Source organism: Mycobacterium lentiflavum (assembly GCF_022374895.2).
Lineage (GTDB): Bacteria > Actinomycetota > Actinomycetes > Mycobacteriales > Mycobacteriaceae > Mycobacterium > Mycobacterium lentiflavum.
On the sequence record NZ_CP092423.2, the window covers coordinates 5637528 to 5653828 of the forward strand.

17 protein-coding genes are annotated in these 16301 nt (G+C 65.5%); 9 read left to right on the forward strand and 8 right to left on the reverse strand.

Annotated elements, in window-relative coordinates:
- The first annotated feature begins 22 nt into the window (after positions 1-22).
- Positions 23-1078, forward strand: a complete 1056-nt coding sequence (locus MJO58_RS26210; RefSeq protein ID WP_239721446.1) for an NAD(P)H-dependent amine dehydrogenase family protein — start codon at positions 23-25, stop codon at positions 1076-1078.
- Here MJO58_RS26210 and lipL read toward each other — a convergent pair.
- A complete protein-coding gene (gene lipL / locus MJO58_RS26215; RefSeq protein WP_239721447.1) occupies positions 1075-2370 on the reverse strand; it encodes an esterase/beta-lactamase LipL in 1296 nt (431 codons plus the stop codon). The genes MJO58_RS26210 and lipL overlap by 4 nt on opposite strands.
- Positions 2371-2476: 106 nt before the next feature.
- Positions 2477-2644, reverse strand: a complete 168-nt coding sequence (locus MJO58_RS26220; protein WP_420845393.1) for a hypothetical protein — start codon at positions 2642-2644, stop codon at positions 2477-2479.
- 167 nt (positions 2645-2811) lie between these two features.
- Between MJO58_RS26220 and MJO58_RS26225 the strand changes: the two genes are divergently transcribed.
- The 3 genes from MJO58_RS26225 to MJO58_RS26235 all read left to right on the forward strand — a co-directional run bounded on the left by MJO58_RS26225 (position 2812) and on the right by MJO58_RS26235 (position 5036).
- Entirely contained in the window at positions 2812-2985 is a 174-nt protein-coding gene (locus tag MJO58_RS26225; RefSeq protein WP_090607710.1) for a CsbD family protein, read from the forward strand.
- Between the two features lie 299 nt (positions 2986-3284).
- Positions 3285-3995 carry a cutinase family protein gene (locus MJO58_RS26230; protein ID WP_434086276.1) on the forward strand — a complete coding sequence of 237 codons (711 nt, stop codon included), beginning with the start codon at positions 3285-3287 and terminating at the stop codon, positions 3993-3995.
- A gap of 51 nt (positions 3996-4046) precedes the next feature.
- Positions 4047-5036 carry an SDR family NAD(P)-dependent oxidoreductase gene (locus tag MJO58_RS26235; RefSeq protein WP_239721448.1) on the forward strand — a complete coding sequence of 330 codons (990 nt, stop codon included), beginning with the start codon at positions 4047-4049 and terminating at the stop codon, positions 5034-5036.
- A 41-nt stretch (positions 5037-5077) separates the two neighbouring features.
- Here the strand turns inward: MJO58_RS26235 and MJO58_RS26240 are convergent, their stop codons facing one another.
- From MJO58_RS26240 to MJO58_RS26250, 3 genes are all read right to left on the reverse strand, one after another.
- Positions 5078-5464, reverse strand: coding sequence for a PPOX class F420-dependent oxidoreductase (locus MJO58_RS26240; RefSeq protein ID WP_090607716.1), 387 nt, complete (start codon positions 5462-5464; stop codon positions 5078-5080).
- A gap of 163 nt (positions 5465-5627) precedes the next feature.
- The gene (locus tag MJO58_RS26245; protein ID WP_239721449.1) at positions 5628-7076 is read right to left on the reverse strand and encodes an aldehyde dehydrogenase; all 1449 of its coding nucleotides are present in this window, start codon (positions 7074-7076) and stop codon (positions 5628-5630) included.
- 31 nt (positions 7077-7107) lie between these two features.
- Positions 7108-7818, reverse strand: a complete 711-nt coding sequence (locus MJO58_RS26250) for an SDR family NAD(P)-dependent oxidoreductase (RefSeq protein WP_090609666.1) — start codon at positions 7816-7818, stop codon at positions 7108-7110.
- A 297-nt stretch (positions 7819-8115) separates the two neighbouring features.
- Here MJO58_RS26250 and MJO58_RS26255 point away from each other — a divergent pair, with 297 nt between their 5' ends.
- Positions 8116-8685, forward strand: coding sequence for a TetR/AcrR family transcriptional regulator (locus MJO58_RS26255; RefSeq protein ID WP_090607720.1), 570 nt, complete (start codon positions 8116-8118; stop codon positions 8683-8685).
- A gap of 51 nt (positions 8686-8736) precedes the next feature.
- Here the strand turns inward: MJO58_RS26255 and MJO58_RS26260 are convergent, their stop codons facing one another.
- Positions 8737-9939: a cytochrome P450 gene (locus tag MJO58_RS26260; RefSeq protein ID WP_239721450.1), complete on the reverse strand. Its 1203-nt coding sequence runs from the start codon at positions 9937-9939 to the stop codon at positions 8737-8739.
- A gap of 776 nt (positions 9940-10715) precedes the next feature.
- Here MJO58_RS26260 and MJO58_RS26265 point away from each other — a divergent pair.
- Positions 10716-11546 carry a rhomboid-like protein gene (locus MJO58_RS26265; RefSeq protein WP_239721451.1) on the forward strand — a complete coding sequence of 277 codons (831 nt, stop codon included), beginning with the start codon at positions 10716-10718 and terminating at the stop codon, positions 11544-11546.
- A 278-nt stretch (positions 11547-11824) separates the two neighbouring features.
- Complete coding sequence (locus tag MJO58_RS26270; RefSeq protein ID WP_090607724.1) at positions 11825-12031, forward strand: hypothetical protein; 207 nt, start codon at positions 11825-11827, stop codon at positions 12029-12031.
- 296 nt (positions 12032-12327) lie between these two features.
- Here the strand turns inward: MJO58_RS26270 and ligD are convergent, their stop codons facing one another.
- The gene (ligD, locus tag MJO58_RS26275) at positions 12328-13368 is read right to left on the reverse strand and encodes a non-homologous end-joining DNA ligase (RefSeq protein WP_239721452.1); all 1041 of its coding nucleotides are present in this window, start codon (positions 13366-13368) and stop codon (positions 12328-12330) included.
- A 37-nt stretch (positions 13369-13405) separates the two neighbouring features.
- Here ligD and MJO58_RS26280 point away from each other — a divergent pair, with 37 nt between their 5' ends.
- Together MJO58_RS26280 and MJO58_RS26285 are read left to right on the forward strand one after the other, a co-directional pair.
- Positions 13406-14479, forward strand: coding sequence for an ATP-dependent DNA ligase (locus tag MJO58_RS26280; RefSeq protein ID WP_239721453.1), 1074 nt, complete (start codon positions 13406-13408; stop codon positions 14477-14479).
- Between the two features lie 125 nt (positions 14480-14604).
- Positions 14605-14937, forward strand: a complete 333-nt coding sequence (locus MJO58_RS26285) for a DUF732 domain-containing protein (RefSeq protein WP_090607730.1) — start codon at positions 14605-14607, stop codon at positions 14935-14937.
- A gap of 13 nt (positions 14938-14950) precedes the next feature.
- Here MJO58_RS26285 and MJO58_RS26290 read toward each other — a convergent pair whose 3' ends face one another.
- Positions 14951-16231, reverse strand: a complete 1281-nt coding sequence (locus tag MJO58_RS26290; protein WP_090609667.1) for a cytochrome P450 — start codon at positions 16229-16231, stop codon at positions 14951-14953.
- Between the last annotated feature and the right edge of the window lie 70 nt (positions 16232-16301).

Genomic DNA, 16301 nt, shown 5'->3' on the forward strand with positions numbered 1-16301 from the left:
AACAATTCCCTATGCTGAGCGAGTGCCAAACAACTATCGAGTCGTTCAGTGGAACACCGGAAACGTGGGCAAAAGCTCGCTCAAGTCGATCGCGGACAACCCGATCCTGGAGCTGGTCGGGTGCTTCGCCTGGTCTCCGGACAAGGTGGGCAAGGACGCCGGCGAATTGGTCGGCATCCCTGCGCTCGGGGTCGCGGCGACCAATGACATCGACGCGCTGCTCGCGTGCAAACCGGACTGCGTGGTCTACAACCCCATGTGGATCAACGTCGACGAGCTGGTCGCAATCCTGTCCGCCGGCGTCAACGTGGTGACCACGGCGTCCTTCATCACCGGCCACAACCTGGGCGATGGCCGCGACCGGATCCTCGCGGCCGCCGAGAAGGGTGGCTCGACGATCTTCGGGTCCGGCGTGAGCCCGGGCTTCGCCGAGCTGCTGGCCATTGTCTCGGCGATGGTGTGCAACCGTGTCGACAAGGTCACCGTCAACGAAGCCGCCGACACGACCTTCTACGACTCCCCGGAGACCGAGAAGCCGGTGGGCTTCGGGCAGCCGATCGACCACCCGGACCTGCCGGCGATGGCCGCCAAGGGCACCGCCATCTTCGGCGAGGCCGTCCGGCTGGTTGCCGACGCGCTCGGTGTCGAGCTCGACGAGATCAAGTGCGTGGCCGAGTTCGCCCAAACCACCGCCGACCTCGAGATGGCGTCGTGGACCATCCCGGCCGGACACGTCGCGGGCACCTACATCAGCTGGCAGGGCATCGTGAACGGCAAGACCCTGATCGACCTGAACGTCCGGTGGCGCAAGGGGCAGACGCTGGAACCCGACTGGAAGATCGAGCAGGACGGCTGGGTGATCCAGATCGACGGTCAGCCGACGGTGACGACCAAGGTCGGCTTCCTGCCGCCGCCGTACTTCGAGGCGACCACGCTGGAGGAATTCATGGACCTCGGCCACATCATGACCGCGGTGCCCGCGATCAACGCGATTCCAGCCGTGGTCGCCGCGGCACCCGGCATCGCCACTTACGCCGATCTTCCGCTGACGCTGCCGCGCGGTTTCGCGAAGATCTAACCCTCGCCCGACGCCGCCCTGGCCGGCGCGGCCGCCCGTCGCCGGGCAGGTTTGGCGTAGGTCGCGCCGAACTGGGGTACTTCGACCGGGCCCTGGTGCCGGGCGGCTTCCATCGCGGAGCGCAGCGGCCCGGCCAGCCCCGCGAACGAACCCATGTCGAACACCCGCGACGTCAGCAGCCGGTTGTGCACGTATCCGAACGAGCCGCCCACCTCGGGGTCGGCCCAGCCGAGCGTGCCGCCCAGACCCACATGCCCGAACCCGTGCAACAGGCCCGGCACCGGCGACTCGTGGTAGCCGAGGTGAAAAGGCATGGGCACCACCATGTTCGCGTCCGGCCATTTGATTCGCGCTTGCCCGGCGAGCCCGCGGGACAACTCCTTGGACAGGTACTTCTTGCCGTCGATGCGGCCGTCGTTGGCCAGCACGGCGTACATCTTGGCCAGCGCGCGGCCGGTCACCACGCCGTTTGCCGCGGGGATCTCGCCGTCCAGGAACGGGGTGTCCCCCTGCATCAGCGACATGATGCCGGGGAAGTACATCGCGCCCAGCGCTCCCGAGTAGCGCATGTTGGCCACCCGTGGGGCGATGAAGTTGAACACCGGCGTCCGCACAATTCGTTTCTGTGGCATCAGGATCTGCGCCGGCTGCGTCGGCGAACCCTGCGGCGGCCGGCCCAGATGCAGGCCGTCGGTGTTCAGCGGACGCGCAACTTCCTGGCGGATCAGCTCTCGCATGCCTTTGCCCGTGATCGCCCGCGCCAGCCCGGACAGCAGCCACCCATAGGTCAACGCGTGATAGGCCTGCACGCCCCGCAAGTGGTCGACCGGCGCGGCGGCGAGCCGCTGCTCCATCACCAGGTGATCCATCAAATCCGTTTTGGTCACACCGCGCAGATGCGAAAGCCCGGCGCGATGGCGCAAGACGTCGCGCACGGTGATGTCACCTTTTCCGTTGGCCGAAAACTCGGGCCAGTACTCGGCGACCGGATCGTCGTAGGACAACAAGCCCCGGTCGGCCAGCCGATGGATCACCGTCGAGGCGACGCCCTTGGTCGCCGAGAAAACCATCGCGCCGGTGTCGGCGGTCCAGGGCTGGGTTCCGGCCCGGTCCGACCAACCCATCCAGACGTCGACGACAGGGACGCCGTCGATGTAGACGCTCAGGGCTCCCCCGCCGAGGCGCCGCCCTGGGAACTGGTCAGCGAATTTCTTGACGACGTTCGCGAAATGCGGATCGGCGGCCCCGGACATGCCGCGGGGCAGACCGTCGTCAGTTACGAGCAGAGTCATGGTGCCCCCGAGCCTTGTGCGCATTGGGCAGCAACCGCCGCGGCGGCCCCTCCCCATTGAGGTGCGATACCAGATCGAAGCTATCAGTCGAGCAGAGACCGGAAAGTCACTTGGACGGATCGTGCTCCGGCGGCTCGCCGCCGTCGGCACCGGGCAAATGCTCGGGGGGCGAATCCCCCAGGAACTTCCGCAGCCGCAGCAGCTGATTGATCACGATGCCCAGGCCCAGCAGCATCAGCACTACGACTATCGCCACCACCGTTGCGGTGTTCATAGCACCATTGTGATCCATCCCATGCCGGCCGAGTGATCGCGTCGTTTGCCCGCTAGACCGGGTAATCGCTCCCGCCGGGGCCGGGACGGACTCCGGTCCGGGTTTCGGAATTTCCCTTCGGGGTAGCCGGACGAAGTACAGCATCGAGTCAATAGGAAGCGAAACGCATGAGCACCGAAGACAAGATCAAGAACAAAATCGAAGATCTCGGCGGCCAGGCCAAGGAAGCCGTCGGCAAGCTGACCGGCGACAGCGACACCAAGAACGAAGGCCGTGCGGACCAGGCCAAGTCCAGCCTGAAGGACGCCGGCGAGAAGGTGAAGGACGCCTTCAAGAAGTAGCTAGCAGTCTCGGCCAGCAGGTTTACTCAAGACATCGGTAAACCTGCTGGCCGTTTTTTATGTCAGTCGACCTGTGCTCGGACAATTGCGCCGCTGAGTCCGCCGAGTACGCCCGGCTCTAGGGTCCGCCGAGCGCTCCTACCCGGGCTACAGCGACGACCGCGGCAGTCGGCCGCCACATCCCGGTATTGCGGCTGGCTCCCAGGTAGCGATTGAGAAATGGCGCTTTGGGCAATCCTTACCGCTACCTGCGTCGAATGCAGATAATGCAAAGTCAGGACAAACACGGTGGGATACGCATGAATTTCTTGAACTTGATCAATGGCCGGATTCGCAGGCTCGCGGGGGCCGGCGCGGCGGCCGCGCTGATGGCGACGGGCGTACTGGTCAGCGGCCACGCCCCGACGGCCAACGCCGACTGTCCTGACGTCGAATTGGTCTTTGCGCGCGGCACGAGCGAGCCGCCCGGTGTCGGCGGCATCGGCTCCGGCTTCGTCGACGCGCTGCGCGGGCAGCTCGGTGGCCGCAGCATGGCGGTGTACCCGGTGAATTACCCCGCCAGCAGCGACTTCGGCAGCCCCGACTTCCCGGCAACGTTCATCGACGGCATTCGTGACGCCAGCTCGCACATCGAATCGATGGCGGCCAGCTGCCCGAAGACCAAGGAAGTGCTCGGCGGCTTCTCGCAAGGTGCGGCCGTGGCCGGCTTTGTCACCTCGTCGGCCGTGCCGAAGGGCGTACCCGCGGCTTCGGTCCCGGCGCCGATGCCGTCCGACATCGCCAACCACGTCGCCGCCGTCACGCTCTTCGGCACGCCGTCGAATGAGTTTCTCGAACACTACGGCGCGCCGGACATCGCAATCGGCCCGCTGTACCAGCCCAAGACGCTGAAACTGTGCGCCCCCGGCGATCCCATCTGCGGCGGTGGCAGCGACGGCGCGGCACACGCGTCGTATGTGGTGAACGGGATGGCGGGCCAAGCCGCGAGCTTCGTGGCCAGCCACCTGTAGTTAATCCCCCGCCGGTTGCCGCGCGGCCAGCCAGGCTTGCAGAATCGCTGCGTGCGAATTCTGATAACGGGCGGTACTGGATTTGTGGGTGGGTGGACCGCCAAGGCCATCGCCAACGCGGGGCACTCGGTTCGGTTCCTGGTGCGCAACCCTGATCGGCTACACACCTCGGTCGCGAAACTCGGCGTCGATGTGTCGGACTTTGCCGTCGGGGACATCACCGATCGCGTCTCGGTGCGCGAAGCGTTGCAGGGGTGCGACGCCGTCGTGCACAGCGCCGCACTGGTGGCCACCGATCCCCGGCAGACCAACGAGATGCTGACCACCAACATGCAGGGCGCGCAGAACGTGCTCGGGCAGGCGGTCGAGCTCGGCCTGGACCCGATCGTGCACGTCTCCAGCTTTACCGCGCTGTTTCATCCCAACCTGGAGACGCTGTCGGCGGACCTGCCGGTGGTCGGCGGGGCCGACGGCTACGGAACGTCCAAGGCTCAGGTCGAGATCTACGCCCGCGGCCTGCAGGACGCCGGCGCGCCGGTGAACATCACCTATCCCGGGATGGTCCTCGGGCCGCCGGTCGGTGATCAATACGGGGAAGCCGGCCAAGGCGTGAAGTCGCTGCTGGACCTGCACGTCGTGCCCGGGCGAGGCGCGGCTTGGTTAATCGTCGATGCCCGCGACGTGGCCGCGCTGCACGTGGCGCTGCTGGAACCCGGGCGCGGGCCGCGGCGCTATATGGCGGGCGGTCACCGCGTCTCCGTCGGCGAGCTGGCGAGGATGTTCGGCGAGGTGGCCGACACCCCGATGGTCGCCGTGCCGGTTCCCGACACCATAATCCGCGCCGCGGGAGCGGTTCTCGATGTCGCGACGCCATATCTGCCGTTCAACACGCCGTTCACCGCGGCGGGGATGCAGTACTACACGCAAATGCCGGCATCGGATGACTCGCCCAGCGAAAAAGAGCTCGGCATCACCTACCGGGATCCGCGCGAAACGGTGGCCGACACCATCGATGCGCTGCGCAGCGCCGACAGCGGCTAGCCGTCAACCCTAACCGCGGGGTTGCACGCCGGGAAGCGTTGCTAACCGGCGGGTTTGATCTCGAGGCCGACGTGGACCTTGTCGATGCCGCCGCGCACGATCGAGTGCACGTAGAACCACGGGGCGTGATACCAGTACCGCTTCAGCACGGCGTTGTAGACCCGCTGAGTCTCGGACTTGGGCAGCACCCGGGCGACCCCCTCGACCTCTTCGCTCTTGGGTTTGCCCAGGGCCCCGCTCTTGGCGATGGTCACCCGTGGCGTGTTGTTGATCCGCTTGGTTTTCCAGGAGCCGTCGTCGGTGATGACGAGAAGCTTGTCGCCTTCGGGCACACCCCAGATCGCCGTGGGCTTCGGACGACCGTCCTTGGTGAATGTCGTCAACAGCAGGTATTTGGACTTGATGACGTCCTGAAAGCTCACAGCCACGGGTGTTCCTTAAGTTTATGAATTGTCTTGCACACCATTCCCCGATCACCAATTCCTTAATCATGGCCATCGTCATGACGCTGCAAAGTCCTCGACCGAGCGTGCAGCCAGCTTCACATTGGGCGTCGAGCGTGCGGCTAGCGTCACACTCGACGCTCGTCGATTAGCCGGCCGTCGAAATCGATTGGCTCACAGTGTAACTGTCGATTCCCTCGGTGCCGAGCTCGCGGCCGTATCCGCTGTTCTTGACGCCACCGAACGGCGCGGCCGGGTCCATGATGTAACCCTCGTTGACGCCGAAGGTACCGGATCGAATCCGGGCCGCGACCCCGTACCCGCGTTCGACGTCGGTGGTGAACACCGATCCGGCCAGCCCGTATTCGGAGTCGTTGGCGATGCGAATCGCCTCATCCTCGCCGCGGTAGGAGATGACCGTCAGGACCGGGCCGAAGATCTCCTCACGCGCAATCCGCATGTCGTTGCTCGCGTCGCTGAACAGCGTCGGGCGTACATACCAACCGGTGTCCAGGCCGTCGGGCATGTCAGCGCCGCCGGTAACCAGCCGCGCCCCTTCGCTTTTGCCCGCTTCGATGTAACCGCGGACGCGCTCCTGCTGGCGCTGGGCCACCAGCGGACCGATCTGGGTGTTGGGATCGGCCGGGTCGCCGACGGTCATCGACGCCATCCCGGCGGCCAGCGCGTCGACGAATTCGTCCTTGCGCTTCTCGGGCACCAGGATCCGGCTCAGTGCGTTGCAGACCTGGCCGCTGTTGGCCAGGCTGGCCATCTGAATGCCGGTCGCCGCGGTCGCGGGGTCCGCGTCGTCGAGCACAATGGCCGCCGACTTGCCACCCAGTTCCAGGCTCACCTGCTTCAGCCCTTCGGCGCAGGCAAGGGCCACCTGCCGGCCGGCCACCGTGGAGCCGGTGAACGAGACCTTGTCGACGCCCGGATGCCGCACCAGCAGCTCGCCGACGTCACGCCCCCCGGGCAGCACGTTGAACACACCGGGCGGAAGATCTGCTGCCGCAACCAGATCGGCGAGCAGCTGCGCATCAAGCGCCGACTCGGGCGCGGGCTTGAGCACCACCGAACAACCGGCCAGCAGCGCCGGTATCACCTTGGTGACGGTGAGGAATTGCGGCATGTTCCACGGCACCACCGCGGCGACGACGCCGACCGGAACCTTGCGGATCCGGATGTTCTTGCCGTAGAGCCCCGGCCGATCCTGGCACCATGGGTAGTCGGCGGCGAAGGTGCAGAACGCCGACATCATGGTCAGCGGTAGCCGGACCTGTGCCCTTTTGGCGAAGCTGATCGGGGCGCCGATCTCGGCCGAGATCAGTGCGGCCATATCGGCTCGCCGCTCGTTGTAGACGCCGGCCAGCCGGGTGATGGCCTCGATGCGCTCCGCCGGCGGCAGACGTGGCCACGGGCCGGTGTCGAAGGCGGCCCGGGCGGCCTCGACCGCGCGGTCGACGTCCGCGGGTCCGGCGCAAACCGCGTGGCCGATGACGGCCTCACTGTGCGGGGAGACCACCGAGATGGGATCCTGGCCCGAAGCAGGGGCCGCCCACTTCCCGTCGATGAAGAGTTGGTCCCTGTCGTACATCAAACTCCTTGGATCTCTTGGGATCTGGCCGTCAGGTATTACGGCCGCCGTTCACGCCGAGAATCTGTCCGGTGATGTAGCCCGCTTCCTCGGAAGCGAAGAACGCGCACGCGGCGGCGATATCTTCGGGCCTGCCCACTCGTCGAACCGGGGTGCGGGCGATGTGGTCCTCCACCGTTCCGCCGAGTAGATGCCGGCTCTCGGCACTGCGCAGCATCGGGGTGTCCACGAATCCCGGCGGCACGGCATTGACGGTGATCCCGCTCGGCCCGTACTCGAGGGCCAGCGACTTGGTCAGCCCGTTGACCGCGGACTTCGCCGCCACGTAGTGGGCCATGAAAGGTTGACCGGAATGCGTGCTGGACGACGAGATGTTGATGATGCGCCCCCAGCCCGCCTCGACCATGTCGGGCAGCACGGACTGGATGGTGTTGAACACGCCGTTGAGGTTGACGTCGATCACCTTCGACCATTCCTCGAACGACATGCTCAAGAACTTTTTGAAGCCTTCCATGCCGGCGGCGTTGATCAGCACCTGGATCGGGCCGAGCGCGTCGCGGATCGCCGACATCGCGGCGTCGACCTGCGCCCGATCGGTGACGTCGGCGACCTGGCCGAACCCGTCGTCGGTGGGAGACAGGTCGATGACGGCCACCTGAAATCCGTCTTTGCGCAACCTTTCGGCGCAGGCCCGGCCAATCCCCGAGGCACCGCCCGTCACAACCGCTGTCTTCGCGCTCAAGCCGTCATCCACCCTTCCTGAGCGATCGCTCAAACAGTCGGCTTCACATGCCTATCACCCGCCGTCGATTACGGTCAAGCCTATGGACCGGCCTCTGTTTCGCTTCGCGGTGCGGGGCGGCTGCACTTGTTGTATTCGTTGATTCTGGTGTCCTACACGGTCAACGCCTTCAAACAGAACCGCATCCCGGACTGCGGTGCCGCATTTTTCGACATGGTCGCCGAACCCGCTGTGTGATATCACCAGACTGTGACTGCATCCGAGCGACCGAAGGCGCGCGACTCCACGACGCGCGACATGTTGGTCGCCGCGACGAGTCAGATCATGGTCGAGGAGGGTTATGCCGCGGCGACGTCGCGTCGGGTGGCCGCCAAGGCCGGCGTCAAACCGGCCTTGGTGCACTACTACTTCCCCACGATGGACGAACTGTATCTGGCCGTCTTCCGCAGCGGTGCCGCCGTTTACCTAGAACGGCAGCAGGCGGCGCTGTCATCCGACCGTCCGCTGCACGCCTTCTGGGAAACACTGATCGCACCCAAGGACACCCGGCTGCTGCTGGAATTCATGGGACTTGCCAACCACCGCAAGGAGATTCGCGCTGAGATCGCGGCATGGTCGGACCGGTGGCGCGAGCAACAAATCACCGCGCTGAACTTCATCATCCGCCAACATGACATCGACACCGAGGAGTTCCCGCCGGCGGCCATCGCGGTCTTCATCGCCTCAATCGGCCGCACCCTGATCCTGGAAGAGGGGCTGGGTTCCTCCGGGGGCCACGCCGCGGCCATCGCGCTGGTGAACCGACTGCTGGACCGATTCGAGATGCCGGAACCCAAGACCCGCCGGGATCGCGACACGCAGGGCTGAGTCACGCCCTCGACTGTGCTGGCCGGGTAGGCGCAGGCTGCCGCGCCGAGGCTACGGCAGCACGACCCGTAGTCGCTCCCAGCCGCGCACCGTCGAGGTCGAGGCGAGTTGTGCGGTGTCGTAATCGATATCCCATTCCGGCCAGCGGTTGAGGATCTCGTCGAGCGCAACACGACCCTCCAGTCGCGCCAGGTTCGCGCCCAGGCAGTAGTGCACACCTTTTCCGAAGGTGATGTGCGCGATGTTGTCGCGATGAATGTTGAAGCTGTCCGGATCGGTGTAGCGGCGGGGGTCACGGTTGGCGGCGCCGAACAGCAGCAACATCGCGCTGCCCGCCGGAACCGTCTTCCCGTAGCACTCGAAATCCTTTGCCATCCAACGTGCTACGTGCGGCCCCGTGGGTTCGAAGCGTAATGTCTCGTCGACGGTGCGGTTCAGCAGTGAGCGGTCCCGGTGGATTTCCCGGCGCTGGTCCGGGTTTTCGGCGAGCACCTTGGCCAGCCAGCCAATCAGCCGTCCCGTGGTCTCGTTGCCCGCACCGGCCACCACCTGGGTGTAGTGCAGGACCTCCTTGCGGGTCAGCTTTCGATGCACTCCGTCTTCGTCGTCGAACTCGACGTTGAGCAGCGTGGTCATTAGGTCGTCGGACGGGTTCTTCGATCGCCATTCGACATAGTCGGCGTAGATGCGGCCATCGGCGATGGAATCGGCGTCAGCGACCCTGAGCGGCGCACCCGGCTTGGTGCGCAAATTGGCGTCGTTGGCGTCGCGAACCGAAACCTGTTCGGACTCAGGAATTCCCAACAACATCCCGATCACTCGCATGGGCATCATTGACGCAAGCTCGGCAATGATGTCGAATCCCGACGACCCGACGAGCGGTTCCAGGCAGCGCACGCAGTAGCGCCGGATCTGGTCTTCGATTTCGGCCATCCGGCGCGGCGTGAACACCCGCGACATCAGCCCGCGCAGCATCGTATGCTCGGGCGGGTCCTGGAACATCATCACGCCGCGGGGCATGTCGAACTTCGACTGCACCAGTTCGAGGATGTCGCTGCGACGGCTGGAGAACGTCTGCCAGTTGGCCAGTCCATGCTCAACGTCGGAATGCCTTGATAGCGCCCAGAAGTCGTATTGTTCGTTGTAATAAAGCGGGGCCTCTTCGCGCAGTCGCGCGTACGTCGGGTACGGGTCGGTGTTGATGCCGACGTCGTAGGGATCGTAGTAGGCCTCGGTGTCGTTGGTGACAGTCATCGATGTTTTCCCTTACGTCAGGCAGCGGCGCGCCGCACCCTTAACGAACGCGACCTTGCCGTCCATCCGACTCATCGCAACCTCCACCGAGTCCCTTTTGAGCGATCGCCCAAAAATTGACGCAGGCCATGTCTAACAGCCCCCGGAGGAGGTCGTCAAGGGTTCTGCGAAGCGTCGATCAGCGGGGCGCAGCCGCACGGGCATGCACAACGGGTGCGGTGTCTCGAGCGTGTCGGGAGCGAGTCGCGATCGCGGTCGCGCCCTCGAACAGCGCACCACCGGCTGCCGGACCGCGGCGCGGTGAGCTCCGGTCCGCACGACGATGGACCCCCACGTAAGCCGGTCGGCCGCCGCATCCTCGCCTGAACCGTGAAGTTTGAGCACCCGGGTGTGAAAAATCCGTTAAGAACGTGGCACGCCAGCCCGGCAGACCTCAAATTTGGAAGCATGACGCCGTCCGAGCCGCATCCGTCGCTCTGGCACGGATTGAGGCCCGCACGTCGATCGCGCCATCGGGCCCGGAGCCGCGGCTGCCGTGCGGCGCTTCCCGGCGTCGACTGGTCCACGCCGCTACGGCGCGGTCTCGGGCACCGCGAAACCACCGCTGACCTGCCGGCCCGCGACTGTGACTGGTCTCACCGGCCGCACCGCCTCGGTTCCGTCACAATGGTGGTCAACGCTGCGAGGGGGGAATAGGCATGTCGGACATGGCTGTTGACCCAAACGATGACCATTGGCCGCCGGTCGTGAGCCGCAACCACGAAGGTGCGACCGCCGTGCTTCGCATTGAGAACCGCCGGACCGCGTGGAGCTCGCGGGTGCTGTCGGTAGCGGCGTGGTTGCCGGTCACCATCGGGTACGCCGCCATGCTGCTTGGGGTGTCTTTGCTGTTCAGGGCGCTCGGTCCGCATGTGCACGACGTCGCGGTGCGGGAGATGAGCACCAATTTGCACAATCTGGCGCACGGCCAAATCGTCACGTTGGTCGGCAGCGCGTTCGTCAGCGACGGCGGCCATGTACTGCTATGGCTGCCGGGCCTGGTGTGCCTGCTGGCTTTGGGCGAACTGATCTGGCGCAGTAAGGGTTTGATCATCGCATTCGCACTCGGTCATATCGGCGCCACGTTGGTCGTAGCCGTCTGGCTCACCACGGCGCTGACCGCAGGCTGGCTGCCGATGTCCTTGGCGCGCGCCACTGATGTGGGGATGAGCTACGGTGCCGTGTGCGTCCTGGGCGCGCTCACGGCGTCGATACCGTCGCGCTGGCGGCCGATGTGGATCGGATGGTGGATGGGCAACGCCGTCGCCGCGGCGTTGAGCGCAGACTTCACCGCGGTTGGTCACGTTGTTGCGCTCTTGCTGGGTATCACTGTGTCCTTCCGACTGCGCTCCATCGTCCGCTGGACCGTCGTGCACTCCGCGTTGCTCGTCGTCGGCTCCGCGTTCGGGTACATGGTGCTGTGTGGACCGGCCGGGCCGGCACCGACCGCCGGCGTGGCGGGTGCCCTGATCGCGCTCGTCGCCGCCTGGATATTGCGGTCGCGCGACGGCGCACCGCGCGCAGTGGCCGGCCAGCCGGGATTTGTGCCGCAGCCGGCACAGTCGTAGTCGACTCGCCCGGGATCACATCGCATTCGGTTCAACCCACGCAAGCCGGGAGCGAATTCGCAGCGTCACGTTTCCTAAACCGGCCGGCGAACGCATATCGAATTCTTGCGAATTCAGTGCTGCCGTTTGCGCCGACGCCGGCATTTCCTTTGTTGAATTTGATCGGACCAGGCGGCGCGAATATGCAACAGTCCACGCAATGTGCTCCCAGTCGAGCCCCATCCGTTCGAAAATCCGCGTGCGACAATAACTTTCACCCCGGGCGTACAGTCGAACGCATGAGAGAGTCGATCCAGCGGGGCCTCAACTGGCTGGCCACCCCTCGTCACCTGGAGCCCCACCTGGACATGCAGACCCGGCCGATCGGTCGGACGCCGCTGGAAATGGAGATCGTCTACTGCACGATCTCGAGCGGCAGCGCAGCGCTGAAGTTCCCGTTGACGTTGTTGATCCTGCCGGCCGGGGCCTCGCCGGTCAGGAACTAGCCGGTCAGGAACTAGGCAGTGCAGGTGTAGGGACTGCAGTCGATCGTGAGCGGCGTTGTGCATCCGGCGGTCGCGGTGGCGGCGGCCGCGAGAATCGCCGCGATAATGAGCTTGCTCCTCAGGCCAGGCATGGCCACTCCGTCCTTCAGGCCCCCGGCCGTTGTCGGCTCGCTCGCAGTAATTCCCCTCCGCGGCGAAACGCGATGATTTAGCTGTCAGAATGCCAGAATATGCCCCGCACGGGGCTGATGAATGCAGAAATCGATCTGGATGTGCAACCCGGCGAACAATGTCATTCAATTCGGCTTGTTTTTCCTGGTCAGGTCCGTATCCCGACTCGGCTGCACTCGTTTCGGTTCGCCCGGCATTTTGGGGTAATTCGGCGGATAGGGCATATCGCCCAGGCCGCGCTCCTCGTCCGCCTCGACCATTTCCAGTAACGGGGTCAGCGATTGGGCGGCCCCATCCATGCCGGCCCACGGGTCGTCACGGCCCTGCAACAGTCCCGGCACCGTCGCCATCGTGTAATCGTCTGGCTCCGCGCCGGCTAACTCGCCCCAGCTCAACGGCATCGACACGGTCGCGATCGGCGTCGGCCGCACCGAATAGGGCGAGGCCATCGTGCGGTCCCGGGCGTTTTGGTTGAAGTCGATGAAAATGCGCTCGCCGCGTTCCTCCTTCCACCACGACGTGGTCACCGCGTCCGGCGCGCGGCGTTCGACCTCACGCGCCAACGCAATACCCGCCCGGCGCACCGCGATGAAATCCCAATCGGTGGCGATCCGGAGAAACACGTGGATCCCGCGGCCACCGGAGGTCTTGGGATACCCGACGAGCCCAAGCTCATCGAGCAATGGACGCAGCACTTCCACCGCCACCGAACGCGCCTGCTCGAACCCGACACCAGGCTGGGGATCAAGATCGATGCGCAGCTCGTCGGGGTGCTCGGCATCGGGGCAGCGCACCTGCCAGGGATGTAGCGTAATCGTGCCCATCTGCGCCGCCCACACGATCGCGGCGGGATGCGTCACCATCAGCGCGTCGGCGGTCCGCCCTGACGGAAAAGTGATCCGGCAGGTCTCCAAATAGTCGGGATGATGCTGCGGTATCCGCTTCTGATAGATCTCCTCGCCGTCGATGCCGTCCGGAAAGCGCTGCAGATGCGTGGGCCGGTTGCGCAGGGCGTCCAGCATCGGGCCGCCTGCCACGGCACGGTAGTACTCGACGAGCCGCCGCTTGGTGCCGTTCGACCCGAGCTTCGGGAAGTACACCTTGTCCGGGTTGGAGAGACGCACCGCGACGCCGTCGACGTCGAGCTCTTCGGATGCCGCAGCCATCTCTCGATTTCAGCACGCCCCCCGTCAGAATGGACCAATGGACTTGCCCGTCATGCCGCCGGTTTCGCCGATGCTGGCCAAGCCGGTCAAAGCGATACCGCCGGAAGCCTCCTATGAGCCAAAATGGGACGGCTTCCGGTCCATCTGCTTCCGGGACGGCGAACAGGTCGAATTGGGCAGCCGCAACGAGCGCCCGATGACCCGCTACTTCCCCGAACTGATCGCCGCGGCCCGGGCCGAACTGCCGCCGCGCTGCGTGATCGACGGTGAGATCGTCATCGCCACCGACCACGGCCTGGACTTCGAGGCGTTGCAACAGCGCATTCACCCGGCCGATTCGCGAGTGCGGATGCTCGCCGAGCAGACCCCGGCGGCATTCATCGCATTCGATCTGCTGGCCCTTGGCGACGACGATTTCACCGCGCGCCCGTTCAGTGAACGGCGCGCCGCCCTGGTCGACGCAGTGCCTGTTTCCGCGGCCGGGTCGGCCGCGGCGTTCCATGTCACGCCGGCGACCACCGATCTCGAGACGGCGCGGCTCTGGTTCGACGAGTTCGAGGGAGCCGGTCTCGACGGCGTCATCGCCAAACCACTGACCGTCACCTACCAGCCGGACAAGCGCGTCATGTTCAAGATCAAGCACGAGCGGACTGCCGACTGTGTGGTCGCCGGGTATCGGGTGCACAAGTCCGGCGGGGACGCGATCGGGTCGCTGCTGCTCGGGCTCTATGATGATGGAGCGCTGGCGTCGGTCGGCGTCATCGGCGCGTTTCCGATGGCCGAGCGGCGGCGCCTCTTTGCCGAATTACAGCCGCTGGTAACCACTTTCGACGACCATCCGTGGAGCTGGGCCGCGCACGAGGCCGGCGAGCGCACCCCCCGAAAGAACGAAACGTCGCGGTGGAACGCCGGCAAGGATTTGTCCTTCGTCCCGCTGCGGCCCGAGCGAGTGGTCGAGGTCCGCTACGACCACATGGAAGGTCGGCGGTTTCGACACACCGCTCAGTTCGGCCGGTGGCGTACCGATCGCGACCCCCGCTCGTGCACCTACGAACAACTCGAGCAGCCGATCACTTTCAGCCTCGGCGACATCGTCCCCGGCCTCGGCTGAAAGAGCAGCGGCTGACTGGTTCCGGCGAATCCGGCGGCGTTCCGTGCGCGTTCGTCGAAAGTTCCGTTGCGGGACTGGCGGCGGAAGCGGATCCTTAGTGTGCAAACTCGGAAGGAAGGAAACGAATGAACGTTGCTGCGGGCGTGAAGAAGCCCATGGCCATAGGAATCCTGGCGGCTATCGCGCTTATCGTGAGCGCACCGCCGATCGCACATGCAACTACGGCCGACTTCCTCCGCCAGGTGCGCGCGGCCGGGATCGGAACCAACGCACCGGATGGCGCGCTGATCGAGGACGCCCAGGAAGTCTGCGCCATGCTCGACTACCAAGAGGCGGCCTACCAATACCTCAATCAGCACTCGGGGCTCGACCGCAATCAGTCCGCGCTGTTCATCACCGCTTCGGTCATGAACTTCTGCCCGCAGTACGCCCCCAGAATGGGGCTGCCGAGCAGCTAAGCGCCCGGCGAGCTCACACCGCGACCGTCAGCTCGGATAACCCCCGCAGCGTGACGTTCGCTTTGTACCGCGGCTCGCTGACCAGCCGCGCGTCCGGGAAACGAGCTGCCGCCTCCGACAGGGCAATGCCGGCTTCCATCCGCGCCAGCGGCGCGCCCAGGCAGTAATGCAACCCGCGCCCGAAACCCAAGTGCCGCAGTGCTCCCCGATCGGGATCGAACGTATCGGGCCGGTCGAATTCGGCCGGATCCCGGTGCGCCGCGGCCAGCAACAACATCATCACGTCACCCGCGGGCACCTCGATTTGCCCGATCTTCATGTCTTCGAGGGCAATTCGGCCAACCATCTGAACGGGCGGGTCGTACCGCAGGGTCTCCTCGATGACCGCCGAGACGCGGTTCGCGTCGGCGCGCAGCGCCGCCCATTGCGCCGGCTCTCGTAGCATGGCCAACACCGCGTTCCCGATCAGGTTGACCGTGGTTTCGTGACCGGCGACCAGCAGCAGCAGGCAGGTCGAGACGATTTCCTCCTCGGTCAACTGATCACCGGACTCCTTTACCGCGATCAGACCCGACATCAAATCCTCGCCGGGCCGCGAGCGACGCCGGTCGATCAGGCGGTGCAGGTACTCCCGCAACCACGTTCCGGCGTCGAGGCGCTCCTGCAAACCGTCCGAAGCCGAACCGGTGAACGTGACGAACGGATCCAGCGATTGCGCCAGCAGTCCCGAGGCGTGGCTGAATTGGGGCTCGTCTTCCAGCGGCACACCGAGTAGCCGGCAGATGACCGCCACCGGCAGCGGGTACGCGAAATCTTCGATGACGTCGAAGCTGCCCTTCTCGGCGATCGCGTCGAGCAATCCGCGCACCAGGACGCTGATATCGGGCCGCAGCGCACTGACCACCTTCGGCGCGAACGCCTTGCTGACCAGCCTGCGCAACCGCGTGTGGTCGGGGGGATCGAGGAACAGAAATCCAGGCGGGGGCTGCGCGGGCGGCGGCGCACCCGCTGCCGTGAGTTCCCGGATCTGAGCTTCGACCTGCTCCTGAGCGCGCGCGGACTTCATCCGGTCGCTGCTCGACGCCGGGTGCCGCAGCGCGTCGTCGCAGTCCCGGTAGGCCGAGAAGACGGCGAGGTGCGCCTCGGGCAGCAGGATCGGTCCCCGGTCGCGAAACTGTGCGCACAGCCGATATGGGTCCGCCCGGTTGGCCGGGTCGAGGAACCGCAATAGCAACGTTTGCGATTCGGCCGCGTCGTCGGGTTCGGCGGGCGGCTGAATCGACACAGTCGTCATGGACATATTGTGCATCTCGCACCTTACGTAGCCCTGAGAAGTGGGTGACGGTGCGCGCGTCAGCAACTAG

Coding starts and splice junctions, on each gene's coding strand:
- ligD (WP_239721452.1), bottom strand. CDS start 13,368: ATGGCTGCGGCATCCGAAGAGCTCGACGTCGACGGCGTCGCGGTGCGT.
- MJO58_RS26245 (WP_239721449.1), bottom strand. CDS start 7,076: ATGTACGACAGGGACCAACTCTTCATCGACGGGAAGTGGGCGGCCCCT.
- MJO58_RS26255 (WP_090607720.1), top strand. CDS start 8,116: ATGTTGGTCGCCGCGACGAGTCAGATCATGGTCGAGGAGGGTTATGCC.
- MJO58_RS26280 (WP_239721453.1), top strand. CDS start 13,406: ATGGACTTGCCCGTCATGCCGCCGGTTTCGCCGATGCTGGCCAAGCCG.
- MJO58_RS26270 (WP_090607724.1), top strand. CDS start 11,825: ATGAGAGAGTCGATCCAGCGGGGCCTCAACTGGCTGGCCACCCCTCGT.
- MJO58_RS26260 (WP_239721450.1), bottom strand. CDS start 9,939: ATGACTGTCACCAACGACACCGAGGCCTACTACGATCCCTACGACGTC.
- lipL (WP_239721447.1), bottom strand. CDS start 2,370: ATGACTCTGCTCGTAACTGACGACGGTCTGCCCCGCGGCATGTCCGGG.
- MJO58_RS26290 (WP_090609667.1), bottom strand. CDS start 16,231: ATGACGACTGTGTCGATTCAGCCGCCCGCCGAACCCGACGACGCGGCC.
- MJO58_RS26225 (WP_090607710.1), top strand. CDS start 2,812: ATGAGCACCGAAGACAAGATCAAGAACAAAATCGAAGATCTCGGCGGC.
- MJO58_RS26220 (WP_420845393.1), bottom strand. CDS start 2,644: ATGAACACCGCAACGGTGGTGGCGATAGTCGTAGTGCTGATGCTGCTG.
- MJO58_RS26230 (WP_434086276.1), top strand. CDS start 3,285: ATGAATTTCTTGAACTTGATCAATGGCCGGATTCGCAGGCTCGCGGGG.
- MJO58_RS26285 (WP_090607730.1), top strand. CDS start 14,605: ATGAACGTTGCTGCGGGCGTGAAGAAGCCCATGGCCATAGGAATCCTG.